Source organism: Nonomuraea sp. K271, from assembly GCF_009908215.1.
Lineage (GTDB): Bacteria > Actinomycetota > Actinomycetes > Streptosporangiales > Streptosporangiaceae > Nonomuraea > Nonomuraea longispora.
In genome coordinates, this window is the sequence record NZ_JAAAHR010000098.1 from 1 (window position 1) to 19007 (window position 19007).

Annotated in this window: 24 protein-coding genes; 7 read left to right on the forward strand and 17 right to left on the reverse strand. The window is 70.0% G+C overall.

The annotated features are described in order from the left end of the window. Positions 1–55 precede the first annotated feature (55 nt). A complete protein-coding gene (locus GUY59_RS28565; protein ID WP_138208241.1) occupies positions 56–598 on the reverse strand; it encodes a hypothetical protein in 543 nt (180 codons plus the stop codon). 217 nt (positions 599–815) lie between these two features. Here GUY59_RS28565 and GUY59_RS28570 point away from each other — a divergent pair, with 217 nt between their 5' ends. From GUY59_RS28570 to GUY59_RS28580, 3 genes are read left to right on the forward strand one after another with little or no spacing between them, the layout of a single operon-like run. After that, the gene (locus tag GUY59_RS28570) at positions 816–1064 is read left to right on the forward strand and encodes an acyl carrier protein (protein ID WP_201761451.1); all 249 of its coding nucleotides are present in this window, start codon (positions 816–818) and stop codon (positions 1062–1064) included. Continuing rightward, positions 1061–2290 (forward strand): beta-ketoacyl-[acyl-carrier-protein] synthase family protein, encoded by a 1230-nt coding sequence (locus GUY59_RS28575; protein WP_138208240.1) that lies wholly within the window; start codon positions 1061–1063, stop codon positions 2288–2290. Before GUY59_RS28570 ends, GUY59_RS28575 begins: the two co-directional genes overlap by 4 nt. Then, the gene (locus tag GUY59_RS28580; RefSeq protein ID WP_138208239.1) at positions 2284–2766 is read left to right on the forward strand and encodes a hypothetical protein; all 483 of its coding nucleotides are present in this window, start codon (positions 2284–2286) and stop codon (positions 2764–2766) included. The genes GUY59_RS28575 and GUY59_RS28580 overlap by 7 nt, the downstream gene beginning before the upstream one ends. A gap of 9 nt (positions 2767–2775) precedes the next feature. Here GUY59_RS28580 and GUY59_RS28585 read toward each other — a convergent pair whose 3' ends face one another. Further along, positions 2776–2976: a hypothetical protein gene (locus GUY59_RS28585; protein WP_132339987.1), complete on the reverse strand. Its 201-nt coding sequence runs from the start codon at positions 2974–2976 to the stop codon at positions 2776–2778. An 86-nt stretch (positions 2977–3062) separates the two neighbouring features. Here GUY59_RS28585 and GUY59_RS28590 point away from each other — a divergent pair, with 86 nt between their 5' ends. From GUY59_RS28590 to GUY59_RS28600, 3 genes are read left to right on the forward strand one after another with little or no spacing between them, the layout of a single operon-like run. Further along, complete coding sequence (locus GUY59_RS28590) at positions 3063–4697, forward strand: fatty acid CoA ligase family protein (protein ID WP_201761452.1); 1635 nt, start codon at positions 3063–3065, stop codon at positions 4695–4697. Beyond that, complete coding sequence (locus GUY59_RS28595) at positions 4694–5794, forward strand: NAD-dependent epimerase/dehydratase family protein (protein ID WP_138208238.1); 1101 nt, start codon at positions 4694–4696, stop codon at positions 5792–5794. The genes GUY59_RS28590 and GUY59_RS28595 overlap by 4 nt, the downstream gene beginning before the upstream one ends. Before the next feature lie 7 nt (positions 5795–5801). Further along, a complete protein-coding gene (locus GUY59_RS28600; RefSeq protein WP_138208237.1) occupies positions 5802–6719 on the forward strand; it encodes an alpha/beta fold hydrolase in 918 nt (305 codons plus the stop codon). A gap of 59 nt (positions 6720–6778) precedes the next feature. Here GUY59_RS28600 and GUY59_RS28605 read toward each other — a convergent pair whose 3' ends face one another. Continuing rightward, positions 6779–8749, reverse strand: coding sequence for an MMPL family transporter (locus tag GUY59_RS28605; RefSeq protein ID WP_161714746.1), 1971 nt, complete (start codon positions 8747–8749; stop codon positions 6779–6781). Between GUY59_RS28605 and GUY59_RS28610 the strand changes: the two genes are divergently transcribed. After that, a complete protein-coding gene (locus GUY59_RS28610) occupies positions 8744–9751 on the forward strand; it encodes a hypothetical protein (protein WP_161714747.1) in 1008 nt (335 codons plus the stop codon). The two genes, GUY59_RS28605 and GUY59_RS28610, sit on opposite strands and share 6 nt — an antisense overlap. On the opposite strand, the gene truA is transcribed toward GUY59_RS28610, so the two are convergent. From truA to secY, 14 genes are all read right to left on the reverse strand, one after another. Then, entirely contained in the window at positions 9716–10600 is an 885-nt protein-coding gene (gene truA / locus GUY59_RS28615) for a tRNA pseudouridine(38-40) synthase TruA (RefSeq protein ID WP_132337057.1), read from the reverse strand. The genes GUY59_RS28610 and truA overlap by 36 nt on opposite strands. Positions 10601–10674: 74 nt before the next feature. Beyond that, on the reverse strand, positions 10675–11223 hold the full coding sequence (rplQ, locus tag GUY59_RS28620) for a 50S ribosomal protein L17 (RefSeq protein WP_138205215.1): 549 nt from the start codon (positions 11221–11223) through the stop codon (positions 10675–10677). A gap of 183 nt (positions 11224–11406) precedes the next feature. Further along, positions 11407–12423 carry a DNA-directed RNA polymerase subunit alpha gene (locus GUY59_RS28625; protein WP_132337053.1) on the reverse strand — a complete coding sequence of 339 codons (1017 nt, stop codon included), beginning with the start codon at positions 12421–12423 and terminating at the stop codon, positions 11407–11409. A gap of 133 nt (positions 12424–12556) precedes the next feature. Continuing rightward, positions 12557–13183, reverse strand: a complete 627-nt coding sequence (gene rpsD / locus GUY59_RS28630; RefSeq protein ID WP_132337051.1) for a 30S ribosomal protein S4 — start codon at positions 13181–13183, stop codon at positions 12557–12559. Positions 13184–13203: 20 nt separating this feature from the next. Further along, positions 13204–13608, reverse strand: coding sequence for a 30S ribosomal protein S11 (gene rpsK / locus GUY59_RS28635; protein WP_132337049.1), 405 nt, complete (start codon positions 13606–13608; stop codon positions 13204–13206). A 45-nt stretch (positions 13609–13653) separates the two neighbouring features. Then, entirely contained in the window at positions 13654–14034 is a 381-nt protein-coding gene (gene rpsM, locus GUY59_RS28640; protein WP_132337047.1) for a 30S ribosomal protein S13, read from the reverse strand. 220 nt (positions 14035–14254) lie between these two features. Then, positions 14255–14368, reverse strand: a complete 114-nt coding sequence (gene rpmJ, locus GUY59_RS28645; RefSeq protein ID WP_003956441.1) for a 50S ribosomal protein L36 — start codon at positions 14366–14368, stop codon at positions 14255–14257. Between the two features lie 24 nt (positions 14369–14392). After that, the gene (gene infA / locus GUY59_RS28650; protein WP_030451477.1) at positions 14393–14614 is read right to left on the reverse strand and encodes a translation initiation factor IF-1; all 222 of its coding nucleotides are present in this window, start codon (positions 14612–14614) and stop codon (positions 14393–14395) included. A 292-nt stretch (positions 14615–14906) separates the two neighbouring features. After that, entirely contained in the window at positions 14907–15092 is a 186-nt protein-coding gene (locus GUY59_RS28655; protein WP_132337045.1) for a DUF4236 domain-containing protein, read from the reverse strand. 71 nt (positions 15093–15163) lie between these two features. After that, on the reverse strand, positions 15164–15565 hold the full coding sequence (locus GUY59_RS28660; protein WP_138205213.1) for a VOC family protein: 402 nt from the start codon (positions 15563–15565) through the stop codon (positions 15164–15166). Between the two features lie 87 nt (positions 15566–15652). Continuing rightward, positions 15653–16081 carry a DUF1707 SHOCT-like domain-containing protein gene (locus GUY59_RS28665; protein WP_138205211.1) on the reverse strand — a complete coding sequence of 143 codons (429 nt, stop codon included), beginning with the start codon at positions 16079–16081 and terminating at the stop codon, positions 15653–15655. Positions 16082–16095: 14 nt separating this feature from the next. Next, positions 16096–16905 carry a type I methionyl aminopeptidase gene (map, locus tag GUY59_RS28670; protein WP_132337039.1) on the reverse strand — a complete coding sequence of 270 codons (810 nt, stop codon included), beginning with the start codon at positions 16903–16905 and terminating at the stop codon, positions 16096–16098. A 112-nt stretch (positions 16906–17017) separates the two neighbouring features. After that, positions 17018–17668, reverse strand: coding sequence for an adenylate kinase (locus GUY59_RS28675; RefSeq protein WP_132337037.1), 651 nt, complete (start codon positions 17666–17668; stop codon positions 17018–17020). Then, positions 17668–18972: a preprotein translocase subunit SecY gene (gene secY / locus GUY59_RS28680; protein WP_132337035.1), complete on the reverse strand. Its 1305-nt coding sequence runs from the start codon at positions 18970–18972 to the stop codon at positions 17668–17670. The genes GUY59_RS28675 and secY overlap by 1 nt, the downstream gene beginning before the upstream one ends. Positions 18973–19007 lie beyond the last annotated feature (35 nt).

The window sequence follows — 19007 nt, forward strand, 5'->3', positions numbered from 1 at the left end:
GGGGGAGTTCCGGCCGCCGGTGACGGCGGGGCCGTCGTGCGGCCGGGTGTGGTGGTCAGGCGAGGAAGGTGATCGTGCCTTTGCCGTGGATGGTGGCGAGCCCCTTCGTGGCGCAGGTGCTGACGGTGGAGGTGGGGGTGGCGGTGCCGGTCACCTTGCTTCCGGCCAGGCGGCCTTTGGTGACCCGTCCGCTGAGGAGCATGTCGCCGGGGTTGTAGCCGGTCAGCTTTTCCACCGATGGCCGCAGGGTGGAGGTGCCGATTTTGCGGCCGTCGGCGCCGTACCAGGTGATGGTGCCTTTGCCGCGTATGTCCTGCACGCCGGCGCAGGAGGCGCGGCCGGTGCTGCGGACGGTCATGACGCCTGAGCGTATGCCGGTGCCCGAGGAGGCGGTGCAGCCGGTCAGCGCGAGGCCGGCCTGGGCGGTCACGGTGTGGGGCAGGAACCTGACCGGCGGGTTGAAGGTGATGGGTCGTTCGGCGGTGGTGGCGACCTGGCAGGTGAGCAGGGTCTCCTGGGATGTGGCGGCGGCGGGGGCGGCGGTCAGCATCGCCGCCGCCGCGGCTGTGGCCGCGGCTGCGCGCTTGAGAACGGGCATGTCGTCTCCTTTGTCCTGATGGTCGGTGACGCTCGGTGATCGTTCCGAGGTGGGGCCCACGATAGGAGCGGGTGTGGCGCGGGCTGGTGAGCGCAGCGCCCGTCGGGAAAACTTGATCGACTCCTTAACGGCGGACGCCGTGCCACGTGTGATCAGTTGTCGCTGTATCGGCGACGCTGGGTGACATGGGCGGCCGCGTCCTGGAGGGGAGTTCGCCGTGACTGAGGACGACATCGCGACCGTGGTGCGCGAGCACTGTGCACAGATCTTGAAGGTCGACCCGGCCAGGGTGACCGGGGACGCGCTGCTGCGTGAGGACCTGGAGGCCGACAGCCTGGACCTGGCCGAGCTGCATGTGGCGCTGGAGGAGAAGTGGGGGCCTCTGCCGCGTGAGACCCTCACCGACGTACGGTCGGTGGGCGATGTGATCGCCAAGGCGCGCGTGCTGCTGGGCGGGTCGGTGTGAGGCAGTCCGCGGTACGGGTGGCGGTGACCGGCCTGGGCGTGCGTACTCCGGCCGGCGCGCATCCGAAGGAGTTGTGGGACACGCTGCTGGCCGGCCGGTCCACCGCCCGTGCGATCACCTCGTTCGACACCGAGGGGCTGGGTGTCGGTTTCGCCTGCCAGGTCGAGGGCCTGGACGTCGAGGCGTACGTGTCGGCCAAGCAGGCGTCGCGGCTCGACCGGATGAGTCAGCTGGCGTTGTGCGCCGCCACGGACGCGCTGTGCGACGCGGGCGCCTTGCGGGCGCCGGCGGAGCGGCGGGGGGTGGTGACCGGTACGTGCTTCGGCGGCAGGACGACGGACGAGGCGGCCATGCTCGGGGGGCGGCATCTTGAACGGGGTGCTCCGGGTCCGCTGACCGTGCCGATGGCCATGCACAATTCGGCGGCGGCGGCGATCAGCATCCACCACGGCCTGCGGGGGCCCAGCCTGTCGGTGGAGACGGCCTGCGCCTCCGGTTCTCATGCGATCGGGGAGGCGGGCCGGTTGGTGCGCGGCGGGTTCGCTGATGTGGTGGTCGCCGGCGGTGCCGAGGCCTGCATCACTCCGACGGTGCTGCTGGGCTTCCGGCGGTGCCAGGTCCTGTCGCAGCGTAACGAGGCGCCTGAGCGTGCCAGTCGTCCGTTCGATCGGGATCGGGATGGTTTCGTGCTGGCGGAGGGCGCGGCCTTCGTCGTACTGGAGAGTTTTGAGCACGCCGTGCGCCGGGGCGCCCATGTGTACGCCGAGCTGACCGGCTACGGCTCCACCTCCGACGGGCACCATCTGACCGCGCCGTCGCCGGAGGGCGAGGGCGCCGCTCGTTGCATGCGCGCGGCGCTGGCGGACGCGGGGCTGGCTGCTGAGGAGATCGTGCACGTCAGCGCGCACGGGACGGGTACGCCGCTCAACGACTTGACCGAGGCTCAGGCGATCGATCGGGTGTTCGGCGCGGCGAGGGTTCCGGTCACGTCGGTCAAGGGGGTTACCGGGCATGCCATCGCCGCGGCGGGCGCCATCGAGGCGGTGGCGGCGGTGCTGGGGTTGCGGGCGCGGGCCGTTCCGCCCACGGCGAACCTTGACCACGTGGATCCGCGGTGCGACGTGGACGTCGTCGGGCGGGTGCGGTCGATCCCGTCGGGGCCGGTGCTGTCGAATTCGTTCGGCTTCGGCGGTCACAACGCCACTTTGATTTTCTCGCCGTGCTGACTGGAGGGTTTGTCGTGCGTGTTTCTGTTCTGGCCGGTGTTTGCGGCGGTGCCGTGCTCGCCGGTGTCTTGGCGGGTCCGGCGGTCGCCGGCGTTCCGGTGATCGCGCCTCCGGTGACCGCGCCGCCGTCGGTCACGCCGTCGGCCGCGCCCCTGACGAAGCTGTCTCCGCCGGCCGACGCGCAGCTTGACGGGTCGGTGGAGGACACACTGGAGGACACGGCGGAGGACACGGCGGAGGAGACAGCGGACACGGTGGAGGGCCAGGGCAAGATCTGCATCAACGTTCCGGTCGACAGTGTCGCCCTGGCCCTGGCGCGGCTGGTCGCGCCCGCTCTCGTGGCGGGTGCCACGGCCGGTGCGGCGCCGGGCGTGGTGGCCTCGGCGCCGCCTCCAGGAGCGGCGGCGCCGACGCTTGGGGTCTTCGGCGGCGGGTTGCCCAAGGACATGCCTTTCCTGGAGGCCGTGCCCTGTTGAGCCGGCCTGTCAGGCGATCCCGCCCACGGGCTGGCCGTGGAAGGTGCCGCCGTAGCAGGCCAGGCGGGTCGTGCTGGTGGGGCTGGGCAGGACGACGCCGGTGCCGAGCACGCAGTCGACGATCGAGATGCTGAAGGCGGGCCCTGCTGTGGCGATCATGAGGGCGGTTCCGGCGGCTGCGGAGGCGAGGACGGTGATGAGTCGGCGCATGTCAAGTCCAATCACTGTAAGTGGCGTTCTGCTACGGATAGTTACCGCCCAGTGAGTGATCCAAAACGAGTTGTGAGAGGTGATGTGTGACCACCCCGCTCTTCGACGTCGTGGCGATGACCGAACACTGGATGCGCGCCCGGCCGGACACGGTCGCGTGCCGTGTCGATGGGCGCCGCCGCGCCGAGACGCTGACCTACGGCAGGCTCGACGAGCTTGTCACGCAGGCCGCGGCCAGGCTGGCCCGCGCCGGGGTGACGGCGGGGACGCGGGCCGCGGTGATGATCCCGCCGGGGCGGGATCTGGTGGCGGTGGTGCTGGGCCTGCTCCGGCTGCGGGCCGTGCCCGTCCTGGTCGATCCGGGGCTCGGGGCACGCGCCATCGGCGCCTGCCTGCGGGAGGCGGCCGTGGAGGCGTTCATCGCGGTTCCGCGCGCTCATCTGGCGCGGGTGGTGCTGGGCTGGGCGCGTGACAGCGTGGTCGCCACTGTCACGTTCGCCACGTACGCGTTGTGGTTCGGCCGGGTTCGTGACCGTCTGCGCGTCGGTGGGCCGCCGGTCGCCGCGGCGGGCCCGCAGGTGTCGTGCGCCGACGACCTGGCGTTGATCGCGTTCACCTCCGGCTCGACGGGGGTGCCCAAGGGGGTGCCGTTCCGCCACCGGCACCTGGCCGGGCAGACGGGGCTGCTGGCGCGCCTGGGGGCGCTGGAGCCGGGGGCGACGGTGTATTCGACCTTCCTGCCGTTCGCGGTGGCGGCGCCGGCGATCGGGTGCGCCTCGGTCATTCCGCGGATCGATCTGCGCCGTCCGGAGCGTACCGATCCGGCCGCCATGGCGGGCTCCATCGCCGCCCACGGCGTGCGGGGCCTGTTCGCCGCGCCGGCGCTGCTGGATCGGCTCACCCGCCACTGCGAGCGCCACGGGCAGGTCCTGGACAGTCTGGAGATCGTGCTCACCGCGGGTGCGCCGCTGCCGTTCCCGGTGCTGCGTCGCGCCCAGCGGTGCCTGCCCGCGCGCGCCGAGGTGCGTTCGGTGTACGGCTCGACCGAGTGCCTGCTGGTCGCCGTGGCGGACGGGGCCGAACTGGCGGAGACGGCGGCCGACACCGTGCGGGGGGCCGGCACCTGCCTGGGTGCTGTGCTGCCGGGCAACCGGGTGCGGGTCATCGGCATCACCGACGAGGCGATCCCGCGCTGGTCGGACGATCTGGTGGTGCCGCCGGGCGCGGTGGGGGAGATCACCGTGGCCGGTCCCGCCGTCAGCGACCCGTACCTGGCCCGCCCGCGCGAGAGCGCGCTGGCCCGTATCGACGACGGTGGCGAGGCAGTGCACCGCATGGGGGACCTCGGCTGGCAGGACGAGCGGGGGCGGTTGTGGTTCGCCGGCCGTAAGAGCGAACGGGTGCGCACCGCCGGCGGTGAGCTGTACACCGATCAGGTCGAGCCGGTCGTCAACGAGGTGCCGGGCGTGTACCGCAGCGCGCTGGTGGGGGTCGGGCCGCCGGGGGGCCAGCGTCCGGTGTTGTGCGTGGAGTGCGAGCCTGGCATGTCGCGGCGGGAGCGCCGCGACGTGGTCGAACGGGTACGGGCCGCCGCGGTCGCCGGCATCGGGCACGTGCTGGTCCACCCAGGTTTCCCGATGGACGTCCGGCACGCCAGCAAGATCCGCCGCCCGCTGCTGGCCGGCTGGGCGGCGCGCAGGCTGGGCGGTGGTGAGCGGTGAAGGTGCTGGTGACGGGCGGCGGGGGGTTTCTCGGCCAGGCGGTGTGCCGGCTGCTTGCCGTACGGGGGGAGGACGTGGTGACGCTGAGCCGGCGCCGCTATCCGGCGCTGGACGCGCTGGGCGTCGTCCAGCTCGCCGGGGACATCCGTGATCCGGAGGGCGTGCGGTCCGCTGTGGCGGGGTGCGAGGCGGTCGTGCACTGCGCCGCCCTCGCCGGGATGTGGGGGCCTGCGCACGCCTACCGGTCGGTCAACGTGGTGGGTACGGCGAACGTGGTCGATGCCTGCCTGCGGGCGGGGGTCACCCGGCTGGTGCACGCTTCCTCGCCCAGCGTGGTGCACGAGGGACGGGACCTGGAGGGTGTGGACGAGTCGGTGCCCTACGCCCGCCGTTTCCTGGCTCACTATCCGGCGAGCAAGGCGATCGCCGAACGGATCGTGCTGGCCGCCGGCGGCGACCGGCTGGCCACCGTGGCGCTGCGGCCGCACCTGATCTGGGGGCCGGGGGACCCGCACTTCCTGCCCAGGTTCGTCGAGCAGGCGCGGCGTGGTCTGCTGGTTCTGCCGCGCGCTCCGGGCAAACGCATCGACACGGTCTACATCGACAACGCGGCGGAGGCGCACGTGCTGGCGCTGGACGCGCTGGCCCCGGGTTCGCCGGTCGCCGGCCGCGCGTACTTCATCACTCAGGACGAGCCGGTCACGGTGGCCGGCTGGGTCAACGGGCTGCTGGCGGCGGCCGGCCTGCCGCCGGTGACCCGGCACGTTCCGGCCCGTGTGGCAAGGGCGGGGGCGGCGGCGGTCGAGTACGCTTACCGGCTCGCCCGCGTGCGCGCGCAGCCCCCGGTCACGCGGCTCGCCGCCGTCCAGGCGACGACCTCTCACTGGTTCGATATCTCCGCCGCGCGCCGCGACCTCGGTTACGTGCCGCGCGTCAGCACGGCCGACGGCCTGGCCAGGCTCGCCGCCCACCTGTCCGCGCAGCTTTCGGGCCGGTGCAGCGCGGGACCGCACAGCGCGGGACCGGGCAGCACAAGCGTGTACGGCGCCGCTCACCCGTCCGCCGACCGCCCGCCCGTGCCGCCGAACCCGTTCTGAGGTCCCGATGCCCGGCCCTGTCCCGAGTTTTCCCGGTTACCCGTTCGTCTCCCGCTGGTTCGCCCGTGACGGGCTGCGCCAGCACTACCTGGACGAGGGTGACGGGGCGCCCGTGCTGATGCTGCACGGCAACCCGTCGTGGAGTTACCTGTGGCGGCGGCTGATCGTGGCGCTGCGCGGCGAGCACCGCTGCATCGCGCCCGACCACATCGGGATGGGCCTGTCGGACAAGCCGGGCCGGGGGCGTTACCCGTACACGCTGGCCGCGCGGGTGGACGATCTCGACGCGTTCACCTGCCACCTCATCGCCGAGCGGGGTGTGCCTGACCGCGGGTGGACGCTGGTGATGCACGACTGGGGCGGCCCGATCGGCATGGCGTGGGCGGGGCGTCATCCTGGCCGGGTGGCCCGGCTGGTGGTGCTCAACACCGCGGCGTTTCCCAATCCGCACGGACCGCGGGTGCGGCCGGCGCTGCGGCTGCCGCTGTGGTTGTTGCGGGAGACCCGTCTGGGCGAGCGGTTGTTCCTGCGTCATCACGCTTTCGCCCGCCTGGCCACACTGGCGCCGTTCGGGCTGCGCAGGCGGCTGCCCGGTGATGTGCGGGCGGCGTTCCTGGCGCCCGACGACCGTGGGGGGCACCGGGTGGCGGTGCAGCGGTTCGTGCACGACATCCCGTTCGGCCCCGGCGACCGGTCGTGGCCGCTGCTGGTGCGGGCCGGGGAGAGTCTGGCCGCCTTCGCCGAGCGGCCCGTGCTGATCGGGTGGGGGTTGCGTGACCCGGTGTTCGACCCGGTCATGCTGCGCGAGTGGCGGCGGCGTCTGCCGGGGGCCGAGATCCACGCTTTCCGCGATGCCGGGCACTACGTGCTGGAGGACGCCCATGAGCGGCTGGTGCCGGCCGTACGGGCTTTCCTGCGGCGCTGACCGGCGCCGGCGCCGTCGGCGGCGTGGGCGGCGTGGGATCGGCCGCCCCACTCATCCTGTCAGGGGCGTGATCCGGGCAGCCACCAGTTGCGGTGCCCCAGCAGCCGCATCAGGGAGGGGACCAGCACCATCCGGATGATTGTGGCGTCGATGACGATGGCGGCGGCCACCGCGAACCCGCCCTGCTGGAAGTCGAGGCGCCGGGTGAACATCAGGCCGCCGAAGGTGACGGCCATGATGGCGGCGGCCAGCGTGATGGGGCGTGCCGTGTGCCGCAGTCCGTGCAGGACGGCGGCGGTGTTGTCGCGGTCGCGGCGGTAGTGCTCGGCGATGCGGTGGACGAGGAAGACCTCGTAGTCGAGGGACAGGCCGAAGACGATGGTGAAGACGATCAGCGGCAGCAGGACGTTGATGTCGGCGCCGTGCCCGGGCAGGTCCTGGAAGACGACGGTGAGCAGCCCGAAGGTGGCGCAGACGCACAGCAGGTTCATGGCCAGCGCCTTCAGCGGGATGAGCAGGCTGCGGAAGACGATGAGCAGCAGGGCGGACGAGGCCAGCAGCACCGCCGCCAGCACCCGCCACAGGCCGTCGAGCGCGCCGCGGGCCAGGTCGGTGAGCCTGGCCGTCGGCCCGGTGGCCAGGATCTGCTGGCCGGCGGGCAGCAGGCGCCCGGCCAGGGCGTCCAGGTCGCGCTGGAAGTCCGCCGCGGCGTCGCTGTCGGGGGCGGGTCTGGCGGCGATCAGCATGACGGTCAGGTCCTTGCCGTTGTCGAGTACGGTGCTCACCGACACGCGCGGGTCGGCGCTCAGGGCCCGGCCGAAGGCGAAGGTGTCGACCGGGGCGGTGTGGCCGGGGTGGGGCAGCGCCAGGGCGGTCAGCCCGGCGACCCCGTCCCGCTCCATGTCGGCCAGGCCCGTGCCGATGTCGGTGCCGGCCATCGCGTCCCGGTCGTAGTGCAGGCCGAGCCGCAGGTGCAGGGCCGGTGCGGCGGTCAGCAGCAGGACGGTGACGGCCGCCAGCGCGTACCGGCCGGGTCTTTTCATCAGATGTTCGGCGCCGCGTAGCCACGCGGGCTGTCGTGTGGTGTGCGGGGCGGGCCGCAGCCTGGGCACCTGGCCCCAGTGCAGCCGGCGGTCCAGCAGGGTCAGCAGCGCGGGCGCGAGGGTCAGCGCGGCCGCGAGGGTGACGAGCGCGGCCAGCATGCCCGCCAGTGCCAGGGAGTGTGCCCACGGCACGCCGACGAGCAGCAGCGCGCACGAGGTGACCATGATGACGGCCCCGCACCAGGTGACCGTGCTGCCGGCGGTCGCGGTGGCGCGTCCGGCCGCCGCCGCGGGCGCCAGTCCCGCGCGCCGGGCCTGGCGGTAGCGCAGCAGGATCAGCAGTGTGTAGTCCAGCCCCAGGCCCAGCGACATGGTGAGGGTGTAGGTGAGCATGGTGGAGTCGACGGGCGTGAGCGTGGCCGCCGCAGCGAGCGCGCCCGTGGCGGTCGTGATCGCCGCGCCGCCCACCGCCAGCGGGACCGCCGCCGCGCCCACCGTGCCGAGCCCGAACACCAGCAGCAGCGCCGCCACCGGGATGGTCACGGCCTCCATCGAGCGCAGGTCGGCCAGGTCGGTGTGCGCGAGCTGTGCGAAGGCGCGGCTGACGCCCACGATCGTCACGCTGACCGTGCCTGCCGAGGCCTGCCGGACGGCGTGGCGCGCGTTCGCGAGCTGGCCGGGCAGGTTGCGCTGGCGGGTGAGTTCGTCGCCGTGCACGCCGGCCAGCACGTAGGCGTGGCGGGGGTGGCCGCCGTCGGTGTCGGGCAGGGGCAGCAGCGCGCCGAGGTCGGGGCGGGCGGCCAGCGCGTCCACTGTGGCGGCCATCGCCTGCTGGAAGCGGGGTTCGTCGGCGTGCAGGCTTTCCGAGGAGAAGGCCAGCAGCATCTGTTCCGTGCCCAGTTCCGGCAGTCCGCGGGCGATGGCCGCGGCGGCCTGCGCGGATCGCGAGCCCGGCACCTCCAGCGAGGGCGGGCTGAGCCGTTGCATAAGGCCGGGCAGCAGCAGCGCCGATGCGGCGGCCAGGAGCAGCCACAGCGCGGTGACGAGCCGGGCGTGGCGGCCCGCCGCCCGGCCGAGCCGGGCGACGTACCCGTCTGGCCGCCCCTCACCCCCGAGCGGGAAGAGAACAAACTCCCCGACCTGCCCTTCTCCCAGGACACATGGGGACAAAAGCACGACGCGCCCACGCCACCGGCCGGCGCCCCCGCCTTCCCCTCTGGAGCGTTCAAACAACCCCCGTTCCAGGCTCCGCCACCGCCCCCCGCGTCGCCGGGCAGGAGCAAGCGCGCCCTGCTCGTCACGCTCGGCGCGCTGGCCCTGGCGGGCGTGGCCACCGGCGGGTTCTTCGCCTGGCAGGCCGTGAGCGACCCGGCGCCGACGACCGCCGCCGCCCGGCCGAGCGCGTCCGCCCAGCCGAGCTCGGAGGCGGCCGCCTCGCCGCCGTCCGCGGAGGGCACGTCCGTGCTCAACTCCGAGCGCACCGACCCGCAGAAGTTGTCGTTGTCGGAGGCTTTCCCCGGCAAGAGGGTGAGCGCGGCCGGTGCGACGTTCACCCGGGTCAAGGCCGACATCCAGACGGCCTGCGACAAGGCGGCCATGGGAGCCTTCGCCGAGGCCCTTCGGGAACAGAAGTGCAGCCGCGTGCTGAGGGCCACGTACGTCGACAGGAAGAAGCGTTACGCCGTGACCACGGGCATCGCCGTGCTGCCTGACAAGGCCGCGGCCGAGGCGGTCGACCAGGAGAAGAACCTGTCGCGCAACGTCTGGTTCCGCCCGCTCTCCGGCGGTGAGGGTTCGGGCGGCGAGCGGGTGCACATCGCGGGCGGCTACGCGGCCGGCCTGGTGTGGGGGCGCTACATCGTCTTCAGTTACGCCACCCACGCCGACGGCCACACCCCGTCGTCCAAGGAGAGTACGCTGCCCAAGGTGAGCGGGGCCTTCCGCGACGAGACGTCACTCGTTCTCGAGCGCCGCGTCACCGGCGGCTGACCCCGCCGGCGTACGCACCCGCCGGGTGGCCTCGGCCCGCGCGGCGAGGTCCGCGTCCGGCGGATAGCCCACCTCCTCCAGGCACAGGCCGTGGGCGGGGGCCACGTGCACGCCCGAGTCGCGTACGGCCCTGGTGAGCACCTCGCCCGGCCATTCCACCGGCCGCCGGCCATCACCGGCGGCCAGCAGGGAGCCGACCAGGGCCCGCACCATGGAGTGGCAGAACGCGTCGGCGACGACGGTGGCCACGAGGGTGCCGTCCGGCTCGCGTACCCAGTCGAGGCGCTGCAGTTCCCTGATCGTGGTGGCGCCTTCGCGCTTCTTGCAGAACGCGGCGAAGTCGTGGTCGCCGATCAGCCGCGCGGCGGCCGCGTTGAGCGCGCCGTCGTCGAGCGGCCGGTTGTGCCAGACGACCTCGCGCCGGCGCAGCGGATCGACGCCGCCGACCGCGTCGCTCACGCGGTACGCGTACCTCCGGAAGAGGGCCGAGAACCGGGCGTCGAAGCCCTCAGGAGCCACGGAGACCCGATGAACGCGTACGTCAGGGGGCAGAACCCCGCCCAGCCGTCTGACGAGCGCAGCGAGCCGCTCATCGACGCTCAGCGGCCCGCGATTGCCGTCCAGTCCGGCCGTGGCCTCCTCCGGCACGTCGACGTGGGACACCTGGCCGCGCGCATGCACCCCGGCGTCGGTACGGCCGGCCACGGTCAGCTGGGCGGGCCCGCCCAGGCGCAGGATCCGGCCGAGCGCCTGCTCGACCTCGCCCTGCACCGTACGCCGTCCCGGCTGCCGTGCCCAGCCGGAGAAGTCGGTCCCGTCGTAGGCGAGGTCGAGGCGGAGCCGTACCACGATGATCCTCCTTCGTACGAAAAGGGCCCGAACCCCCGCGAGGGGTCCGGGCCCGATTCAGCCGGCCTGAACGATCAGGCCTCGTCCTTCTTCGCCTCGGCCTCGGCGGCCGGGGTCTCCTCCGCGGCGGCCTCGGGGGCCTCGGCCTTGGCCTCCTCAGCAGGGGTCTCCTTGGCCGGGGTCTCCTCAGCCGGGGTCTCCTCGGCCTTCGGCTCCTCCGCGGCGGGCGCGGGGGCCTCGGTGCGGCGGGTGGTGACGCCGCTCATCGGCTCGGTCACCAGCTCGATGACCGCCATCGGCGCGTTGTCGCCCTTGCGGGCACCGATCTTGGTGATGCGGGTGTAGCCACCGGGCCGCTCGGCGAACGTCGTCGCGATCTCGGTGAAGAGGTGATGCACGACGCCTTTGTCCCTGATGACGGTCAGGACCTGGCGACGGTTGTGGATGTCGCCCTTCTTCGCCTTGGTGATCAGGCGCTCCGCCACCGGACGCAGGCGCTTGGCCTTGGTCACCGTGGTGCGGATCCTGCCGTGGCGGAACAGGTCGGTGGCGAGGTTCGCCAGGATCAGCCGCTCGTGCGCCGGGCTGCCGCCAAGACGTGCACCCTTGGTGGGCTTGGGCATTTCATCTCTCCTTGTGGATTAACCCGCCCCGGCCGTGTCAGGTACCGGAGTCGGGCCGGCGCCGCGCTCGCGCGACGCCGTTACGTTCACCCGCCCGCCCCGCGCCTCGCGAGGACGGCGGCCGGTCCGCGAACCGGCCGCCGTCCTCGTGGAGAGGCGCGGTGACGAAAGCGCGGGACGTTGTCAGTACTGCTCGGTCTCGACGTACGCGCTGTCGTCGTCGTCGTAACCGCCGCCGGCCACCGCGCTCGGGTCGAACCCGGGCGGCGAGTCCTTGAGCGCCAGCGACATCTCGTGCAGCTTCTGCTTGACCTCTTCGATCGACTTGGCGCCGAAGTTCCTTATATCGAGAAGGTCCTGCTCGCTGCGCGCGACGAGCTCGCCCACGGTGTGGATGCCCTCGCGCTTGAGGCAGTTGTAGGAGCGCACCGTGAGGTTGAGCTCCTCGATCGGCAGCGCCAGGTCGGCGGCCAGGGCGGCGTCGGTCGGCGACGGGCCGATGTCGATGCCCTCGGCCTCGACGTTGAGCTCGCGGGCCAGGCCGAAGAGTTCGACGAGCGTCTTGCCCGCGGAGGCCACCGCGTCGCGGGGCTTCATGGCGGGCTTGGTCTCGACGTCGAGGATGAGGCGGTCGAAGTCGGTACGCTGCTCGACTCGAGTGGCCTCGACCTTGTAGGTGACCTTGAGCACCGGGGAGTAGATCGAGTCGATCGGGATGCGGCCGATCTCCTGGCCCGGCTGCTTGTTCTGGGCGGCCGAGACGTAGCCGCGACCGCGCTCGACGGTCAGCTCCATCTCGAGCTTCGCCTTGCCGTTGAGCGTGGCGATGCGCAGCTCGGGGTTGTGCACCTCGACACCGGCCGGCGGCGCGATGTCGGCGGCGGTGACCTCGCCCGGGCCCTGCTTGCGCAGGTACATCACGACCGGCTCGTCGTGCTCGGAGGAGACGACAAGTTCCTTGAGGTTGAGGATGATGTCGGTGACGTCTTCCTTGACCCCGGGAACGGTCGAGAACTCGTGCAGCACACCCTCGATGCGAATGCTCGTCACGGCCGCGCCCGGAATGGACGACAGCAGCGTGCGGCGCACGGAGTTGCCGATGGTGTAGCCGAAGCCCGGCTCCAGCGGCTCGATGACGAATCGGGACCGGGTGTCGTCGATCGACTCTTCGAGAAGAGTCGGGCGCTGAGCGATCAGCATGAGTGGGATCTCCCCTTTTTCGTGTGGCGCCCGCTATATGACGCCACTCCGATGAACAGCCTAGCCCGGGTACGCGCCGACGCGAGGACGTCGCGACGGCACGAACGCGTACCCGAGCCGGGCAGGCGAGTGACTACTTCGAGTAGTACTCGACGATGAGCTGCTCCTGGACCTGGGTGTCGATCTGCTGGCGGACCGGCAGCTGGTGGACCAGGACGCGGAGCTTGTCGGGCACGACGCCGAGCCACGCGGGAACCGTGCGCTCACCGGCGGTGGCGCGGGCCACCTCGTAGGGCAGCAGGTTGCGCTTGGTCTCGCGGACCTCGATGATGTCGTGCTCGCGAACGCGGTAGGACGGGATGTCGACCTTCTTGCCGTTCACCATGATGTGGCCGTGGCGCACCTGCTGGCGGGCGGCGTCACGCGACTGGGCGAAGCCCGCGCGGTAGACGACGTTGTCGAGGCGGCTCTCCAGGATCTGGAGCAGCACCTCACCCGACTTACCGCTCTTACGGGCGGCTTCCTCGTAGTAGTTGTGGAACTGCTTCTCGAGGACGCCGTAGATGCGGCGGGTCTTCTGCTTCTCGCGAAGCTGAAGCTGGTACTCGGTGTCCTTCGGACGGCCTCGGCCGTGCTCACCCGGCGGGTACGGACGGATCTCGATGGGGCACTTGGCGGACTCGCACTTGCTGCCCTTGAGGAAGAGCTTGGTCTTCTCGCGACGGCAGAGCTTGCAGTCCGCGCCCGTGTAACGAGCCATTTTCTCTATCTCCTGGAAACTCAGACGCGGCGGCGCTTCGGCGGACGGCAGCCGTTGTGCGGGACCGGGGTGACGTCCTGGATCGAGCCCACTTCGAGGCCGGTGGCCTGCAGCGAGCGGATCGCGGTCTCACGGCCGGAGCCGGGACCCTTGACGAAGACGTCGACCTTGCGCATGCCGTGCTCCATGGCGCGGCGAGCGGCGTTTTCCGCGGCCATCTGCGCTGCGAACGGGGTGGACTTACGGGAGCCCTTGAAACCCACGTGGCCGGCGCTGGCCCAGGAGATCACGTTGCCCAGCGGGTCGGTGATCGAGACGATCGTGTTGTTGAACGTGCTCTTGATGTGGGCGTGCCCGTGAGCGACGTTCTTCTTTTCCTTGCGGCGCACCTTCTTCGGCGCGCCCTGGCGGCTCTTAGGAGGCATTGTTTGCCATAACTCCTGAGGTCTTCGGTCCCGCGGCTGCGAGGACTACTTCTTACCGGGCTTCTTCTTGCCGGCGACGGTCTTCTTCTTGCCCTTGCGGGTACGCGCGTTGGTCTGCGTGCGCTGACCGTGGACCGGCAGGCCCTTCCGGTGCCGGATGCCCTGGTAGCAACCGATTTCGATCTTGCGACGGATGTCGGCCTGAACCTCGCGGCGCAGGTCACCCTCGATCTTGTAGTTCGCCTCGATGTAGTCACGCATCGGGACGATCTCGGCGTCGGAGAGCTGGTGGACGCGGAGGTCGCCGCTGACCCCGGTGGCCTGGAGGATCTCCTGGGCGCGGGTGCGGCCGATTCCGAAAATGTAGGTGAGAGCGATCTCCAGCCGCTTGTCGCGGGGGAGATCGACGCCAACCAGGCGAGCCATGGCGGGCATTCTCCTTCTTCTGTGGCGGAGGTCTTGCGCCTCACTGCCCCTCCCCAATGCCCGGGGTGAGGGCCCCGGCCTCCGACCGGGGGTCTCCCGAGTGGTTCGAACCTTTCGACAAGGCCCGCCTGCCCGGGTGTGACACGCGATTACTGTTTCAGGCTTCTCATGCGTCGAGCCCGCTCCCTGACGGGGCGGACTCGGAGAAGCCTTGCGGCGACTAGCCCTGGCGCTGCTTGTGGCGCAGGTTGTCGCAGATCACCATGACGCGACCGTGCCGGCGGATCACCTTGCACTTGTCGCAGATCTTTTTGACGCTCGGCTTTACCTTCATTGTCCTTTGTGTTCCTCAGACGTCTTACTTGTATCGGTAGACGATCCGCCCACGAGTCAGGTCGTAGGGGCTCAGTTCAACAACAACCCGGTCGTCCGGCAGAATCCGGATGTAGTGCATCCGCATCCGCCCGCTGATGTGGGCCAGGACCTTATGGCCGTTGTCGAGCTGCACCCGGAACATGGCGTTCGGGAGCGACTCGACCACAGTGCCCTCGATCTCGATGGCGCCGTCTTTCTTGGCCAAAATTCCTCGCGTTTCACTGATCGATCGTCTGAGGCTCCGGTTCACTAAGCAGCCGCGACCTCACGCTTCGAAGAGAGCGGCGATCGGCAAAGACCGCCGACGCGTGTGGGTCATAGTGAGCCGACTAAGGAGTGTACGACACCTTGGCTCAGAACGCGAAATGCGTGCCAGGTGTCCTGACACAACCATCCGCCAGTCTACCCCAGGTTTGCCGTGCCCGAGCCCGGCCACGCCGGTGACCGGCGTACGGGCCGGCGGCTCGGCGCCCCCGGCCCGTACCTATTCACACCGATCAGCGGGTGCTGCGGGTCTTGCGCCAGTGGAAACCGCCAGGCAGGTTGACCGAGACCGTACGACGTCCGTCGGCCCCGCGGGTCACCCGGAACAGCCGGTTGCCCCAGCTGTGGCCCATGCCGCGGCGGGACAGGTTGAGCCGGAACGGCCCGAACTTCATCGACTTGCGGTAGCTCCATCCCATGTCGCTCACCTCCAGGATTCGGGAGGCCTTCCCTCTACCCAGTCAAAGATCTGGTAACGACTTGGAGGCGTTCAGAGAAAGAGACAGAAGGGATGTCCGTCGGGATCCAGCATCACGCGTACGTTCTCCTGCGGCTGGTACGCCGCCTCGACCGCCCCGCAGGACACCGCGTGCTCGACGGCGGCGGGCAAGTCGTCGACCTTGATGTCGAGGTGCTGGGAGGCGTTCTGCGCTCCGGGCTCGCTCGGCCACACCGGGCGGACGTACTCGCGCTCGTACTCGAAGCCGACGGCGGGACCGTTCTCGCCCGCCGGCGGCCGCAACAGCAGCCAGCCCGCCTGCTCGGGCTCGTCAGGCCCCGGGCCCTCCTCCACGGCCACCTGCCAGCCAAGGAGCCGGGCGTAGAAGCGAGCGAGTTCGCGTGGTTGTGACGTGCCGACGGTCACGGAGGTCAGCTGAAGGCGGGGCGGCATGTGGGGCATCCCTTGCGATGGACGTAAGCAACCGGATCGTCCTTCCCGCTCGCCGGGCACGCGACACCTGACCGTGCCGCCGCGGCCCTAGTCGGACTTGGGCCTGGACGAACCGAAGATGGTGCTCATCAGCAGGATCACGCCCCACGGGCCCATGACCCACAGCGGCCACGGATAGACCGGGTCGCCCGAGGTGATGCTCACGATCAGCCAGATGACCCAGTTGATGCCGCTGGCCATGGCCCAGGCTCCCCAGGCCGCCTGCAGGCCGGGATGCACGCGGCCCTTCTTGACGGGCTGCGGCTGCACCTTGGCGGGGCGGTGGCGCAGGTCGACGTCGGGCAGGTCGGAGGTCAGCTTGGCCAGCTCGCCGTACGTCTTGCTCTTGTAGAGGTTCTCGAGGCGCTCGTTGAACTCCTCCATCGTGATGCGGCCCTGGGCCGTGTGCTCACGAAGGATGGCGGCCACCCGGTCGCGGTCGGCGTCGGACGCTCGCATCTCGGGGCTGTTGGCCATCCCACCACTCCCGGTCAGAATCCCAGCTGGGTCAGGCGCTCTTTGCCCCCATCCAGGGCGGTAAGCACCCAAGGACCATTATGTGTCACGGCGACGCTGTGTTCGAAGTGTGCGGACTGCTTGCCGTCGACGGTCACCACGGTCCAGTCGTCGGCCAGCACCCGGGTGCGGTCGGTGCCCAGGTTGACCATGGGCTCGATGGCCAGGCACATGCCCTCTTCGAGCGCCGGGCCCCTGCCGGGTTTGCCGTGGTTGGCGATCCACGGATCCATGTGCATCTCGGTGCCGATGCCGTGGCCGCCGTACTCCTGCGGGATGCCGTAGCGGCCCTGCGACCTGACGTACCGTTCGACCTCGTAGCCGATGTCCGACAGGTGGCGGCCGATGGTCAGCGCGCCGATGCCGCGCCACATGGACTCCTCCGTGATGCGCATCAGCTCCGTCAGCTTGGGGTCGACCTCGCCGATCGGCACCGTGACGGCCGAGTCGCCGTGCCAGCCCTCGAGGATCGCGCCGCAGTCGATCGAGATGATGTCGCCCTCGCGCAGCTTGCGGGCGTTCGTCGGGATGCCGTGGACCACTTCCTCGTTGACCGACGCGCAGATCGTGGCAGGGAAACCCTGGTACCCCTTGAACGACGGGATCGCGCCCTCGTCCCTGATCGCCTTCTCGGCGATCATGTCGAGGTCCAGCGGCGTCATGCCGGGCTCGACGGAGCGTTTGAGCAGGTCGAGCGTACGCCCCACCACCAGGCCCGCCGCCCGCATCTTCTCGAGCTGCTCTGCCGTCTTGATCTGGATTCCGTGCCGGTTGCGCTTGAACATGTCCTGCCCCCCTGGGTCTCAACGGGCCACCTGGGAGCCCAATTCCCCCACAATAGCCGCGAGGTGGCACGGATTTCCGTGCCACCTCGCCCAAATCGGTTCGTACTGGGAATCAGCCCATATACGGCCTGATAGCGTCCATGGCTCGTTGCGTGACCTCTTCGACCGGGCCCGTGGCGTCCACGCCGACCAGAATGTGCTCGTCCGCGTAGTAGGACACGAGAGGCGCGGTCTGCTCCTGATAGACCTCAAGACGGTGCCTGACGGTCTCCTCTTTGTCATCGTCACGCTGGAACAACGCGCCCCCGCACGCGTCGCACTTGTCGTCTTTCTTGTCATCGAACTCGACGTGCCAGATGCGGCCGCACTGGCTGCAGGTCCGCCGGCCGGCCAGCCGCCTGACCACCTCGTCGTCGTCGACGACGAGTTCGAGCACCACGTCGAGCGCCTGGCTCCAGTCTTTGAGCATGTCGCGCAGGATCTCGGCCTGCGCGACGTTCCTCGGGAACCCGTCGAGCAGGAAGCCGTCCTGCGCGTCGTCCTCGGACAGGCGGTCACGCACCATGGCGATGGTGACCTCGTCGGGCACCAGGTCCCCGCGGTCCATGTACGTCTTGGCCAGCTTGCCAAGCTCCGTGCCCCCCGAGACGTTGGCACGGAAAATGTCACCTGTCGAGATTTTCGGGATGGACAGGTTCGATGCGATGTACTGGGCCTGTGTCCCCTTACCCGCTCCGGGGGGCCCGACCAGAACGAGACGCACTACCTCAGGAAACCTTCGTAGTTGCGCTGCTGCAGCTGGCTCTCGATCTGCTTCACCGTGTCAAGGCCGACACCTACCATGATCAGAATGCTCGTCCCTCCGAACGGGAAGTTCTGGCTCGCACCGGCCACCGCCAGCGCGACGATCGGGACCATGGAGATGAGACCCAGATAGAGCGCGCCAGGCGCGGTCAGACGGGTGAGCACGAAGTTCAGGTATTCAGCCGTCGGACGGCCGGGGCGGATGCCCGGAATGAAACCACCGTACTTCTTCATGTTGTCGGCGACTTCAGTGGGGTTGAACGTGATGGACACGTAGAAGTACGTGAAGAAAACGATCAACAGGAAGAACGTGGCCATGTAGATCGGCGTGTCGCCCGTCGCGAGGTTCTGCGAGACCCACTGGATGACCACGTTGTCGCTGGTCTGGAACAGCGACGTGATCAGCTGCGGCAGGTAGAGCAGCGAGGACGCGAAGATGACCGGGATGATGCCGGCCTGGTTGACCTTGAGCGGGATGTAGGTGGACGTGCCGCCGTACATCCTTCGACCGACCATCCGCTTGGCGTACTGGACGGGAATGCGCCGCTGCCCCTGCTCGACGAAGACCACTGCGGCGATCATGAAGACGCCGACCACCATGACGATGGCGAAGGTGAACTTGTTGGCCTGGAAGATGTTGGCGAGCTCGGACGGGAAGACCGCGACGATCTGGGTGAAGATCAGGATCGACATGCCGTTGCCGACGCCACGGTCGGTGATGAGCTCACCGAGCCACATGATCACCGAGGTGCCGGCCGTCATGATGACGACCATCGTGACGATGCCGAAGATGTTGTCGGGGTCGAGCAGGACGTCCTGCTGGCAGTTGGGGAACAGTTGGCCGGTGCGCGCCAGCGCGATGAAGGCGGTCGACTGGAGGACGGCGAGACCGATGGTCAGATAACGCGTGTACTGCGTGATCTTGGTCTGGCCGGCCTGGCCTTCCTTCTTCAGCGCCTCGAGGCGTGGGATCACCACGACGAGCAGCTGCAGGATGATGCTCGCGGTGATATAAGGCATGATGCCCAGCGCGAACACCGACAACTTCAGGAGCGCGCCGCCGCTGAACAGCTGCACCATCCCGTAGATGTTGCCGGTTTCTCCACTGCGCGCCTGGTCGAAGCAGGCGGCAAGGTTCTCGACGTGGACTCCCGGTGTCGGAAGAACCGAGCCGAGACGGAACAGCGCGATGATGCCCAGGGTGAAGAGCAACTTCTTGCGCAGGTCCGGTGTCCGGAACGCCCGGGTAAACGCGGTCAGCACGGTCCCTCCTGCGCGCCTTTACGGCGGTGTGAGTA

Excerpts from the sequence above, each read along its gene's own strand:
- rpsD (WP_132337051.1), bottom strand. The coding sequence starts at position 13,183 with ATGGCTCGTTACACGGGCGCGGACTGCAAGCTCTGCCGTCGCGAGAAG.
- rplQ (WP_138205215.1), bottom strand. The coding sequence starts at position 11,223 with ATGCCCAAGCCCACCAAGGGTGCACGTCTTGGCGGCAGCCCGGCGCAC.
- GUY59_RS28605 (WP_161714746.1), bottom strand. The coding sequence starts at position 8,749 with ATGCAACGGCTCAGCCCGCCCTCGCTGGAGGTGCCGGGCTCGCGATCC.
- GUY59_RS28565 (WP_138208241.1), bottom strand. The coding sequence starts at position 598 with ATGCCCGTTCTCAAGCGCGCAGCCGCGGCCACAGCCGCGGCGGCGGCG.
- GUY59_RS28660 (WP_138205213.1), bottom strand. The coding sequence starts at position 15,565 with ATGCCGCCCCGCCTTCAGCTGACCTCCGTGACCGTCGGCACGTCACAA.
- map (WP_132337039.1), bottom strand. The coding sequence starts at position 16,905 with ATGTTCAAGCGCAACCGGCACGGAATCCAGATCAAGACGGCAGAGCAG.
- rpsM (WP_132337047.1), bottom strand. The coding sequence starts at position 14,034 with ATGGCTCGCCTGGTTGGCGTCGATCTCCCCCGCGACAAGCGGCTGGAG.
- GUY59_RS28585 (WP_132339987.1), bottom strand. The coding sequence starts at position 2,976 with ATGCGCCGACTCATCACCGTCCTCGCCTCCGCAGCCGCCGGAACCGCC.
- GUY59_RS28600 (WP_138208237.1), top strand. The coding sequence starts at position 5,802 with ATGCCCGGCCCTGTCCCGAGTTTTCCCGGTTACCCGTTCGTCTCCCGC.
- rpsK (WP_132337049.1), bottom strand. The coding sequence starts at position 13,608 with ATGCCTCCTAAGAGCCGCCAGGGCGCGCCGAAGAAGGTGCGCCGCAAG.
- GUY59_RS28625 (WP_132337053.1), bottom strand. The coding sequence starts at position 12,423 with ATGCTGATCGCTCAGCGCCCGACTCTTCTCGAAGAGTCGATCGACGAC.
- GUY59_RS28665 (WP_138205211.1), bottom strand. The coding sequence starts at position 16,081 with ATGGCCAACAGCCCCGAGATGCGAGCGTCCGACGCCGACCGCGACCGG.
- GUY59_RS28655 (WP_132337045.1), bottom strand. The coding sequence starts at position 15,092 with ATGGGATGGAGCTACCGCAAGTCGATGAAGTTCGGGCCGTTCCGGCTC.
- rpmJ (WP_003956441.1), bottom strand. The coding sequence starts at position 14,368 with ATGAAGGTAAAGCCGAGCGTCAAAAAGATCTGCGACAAGTGCAAGGTG.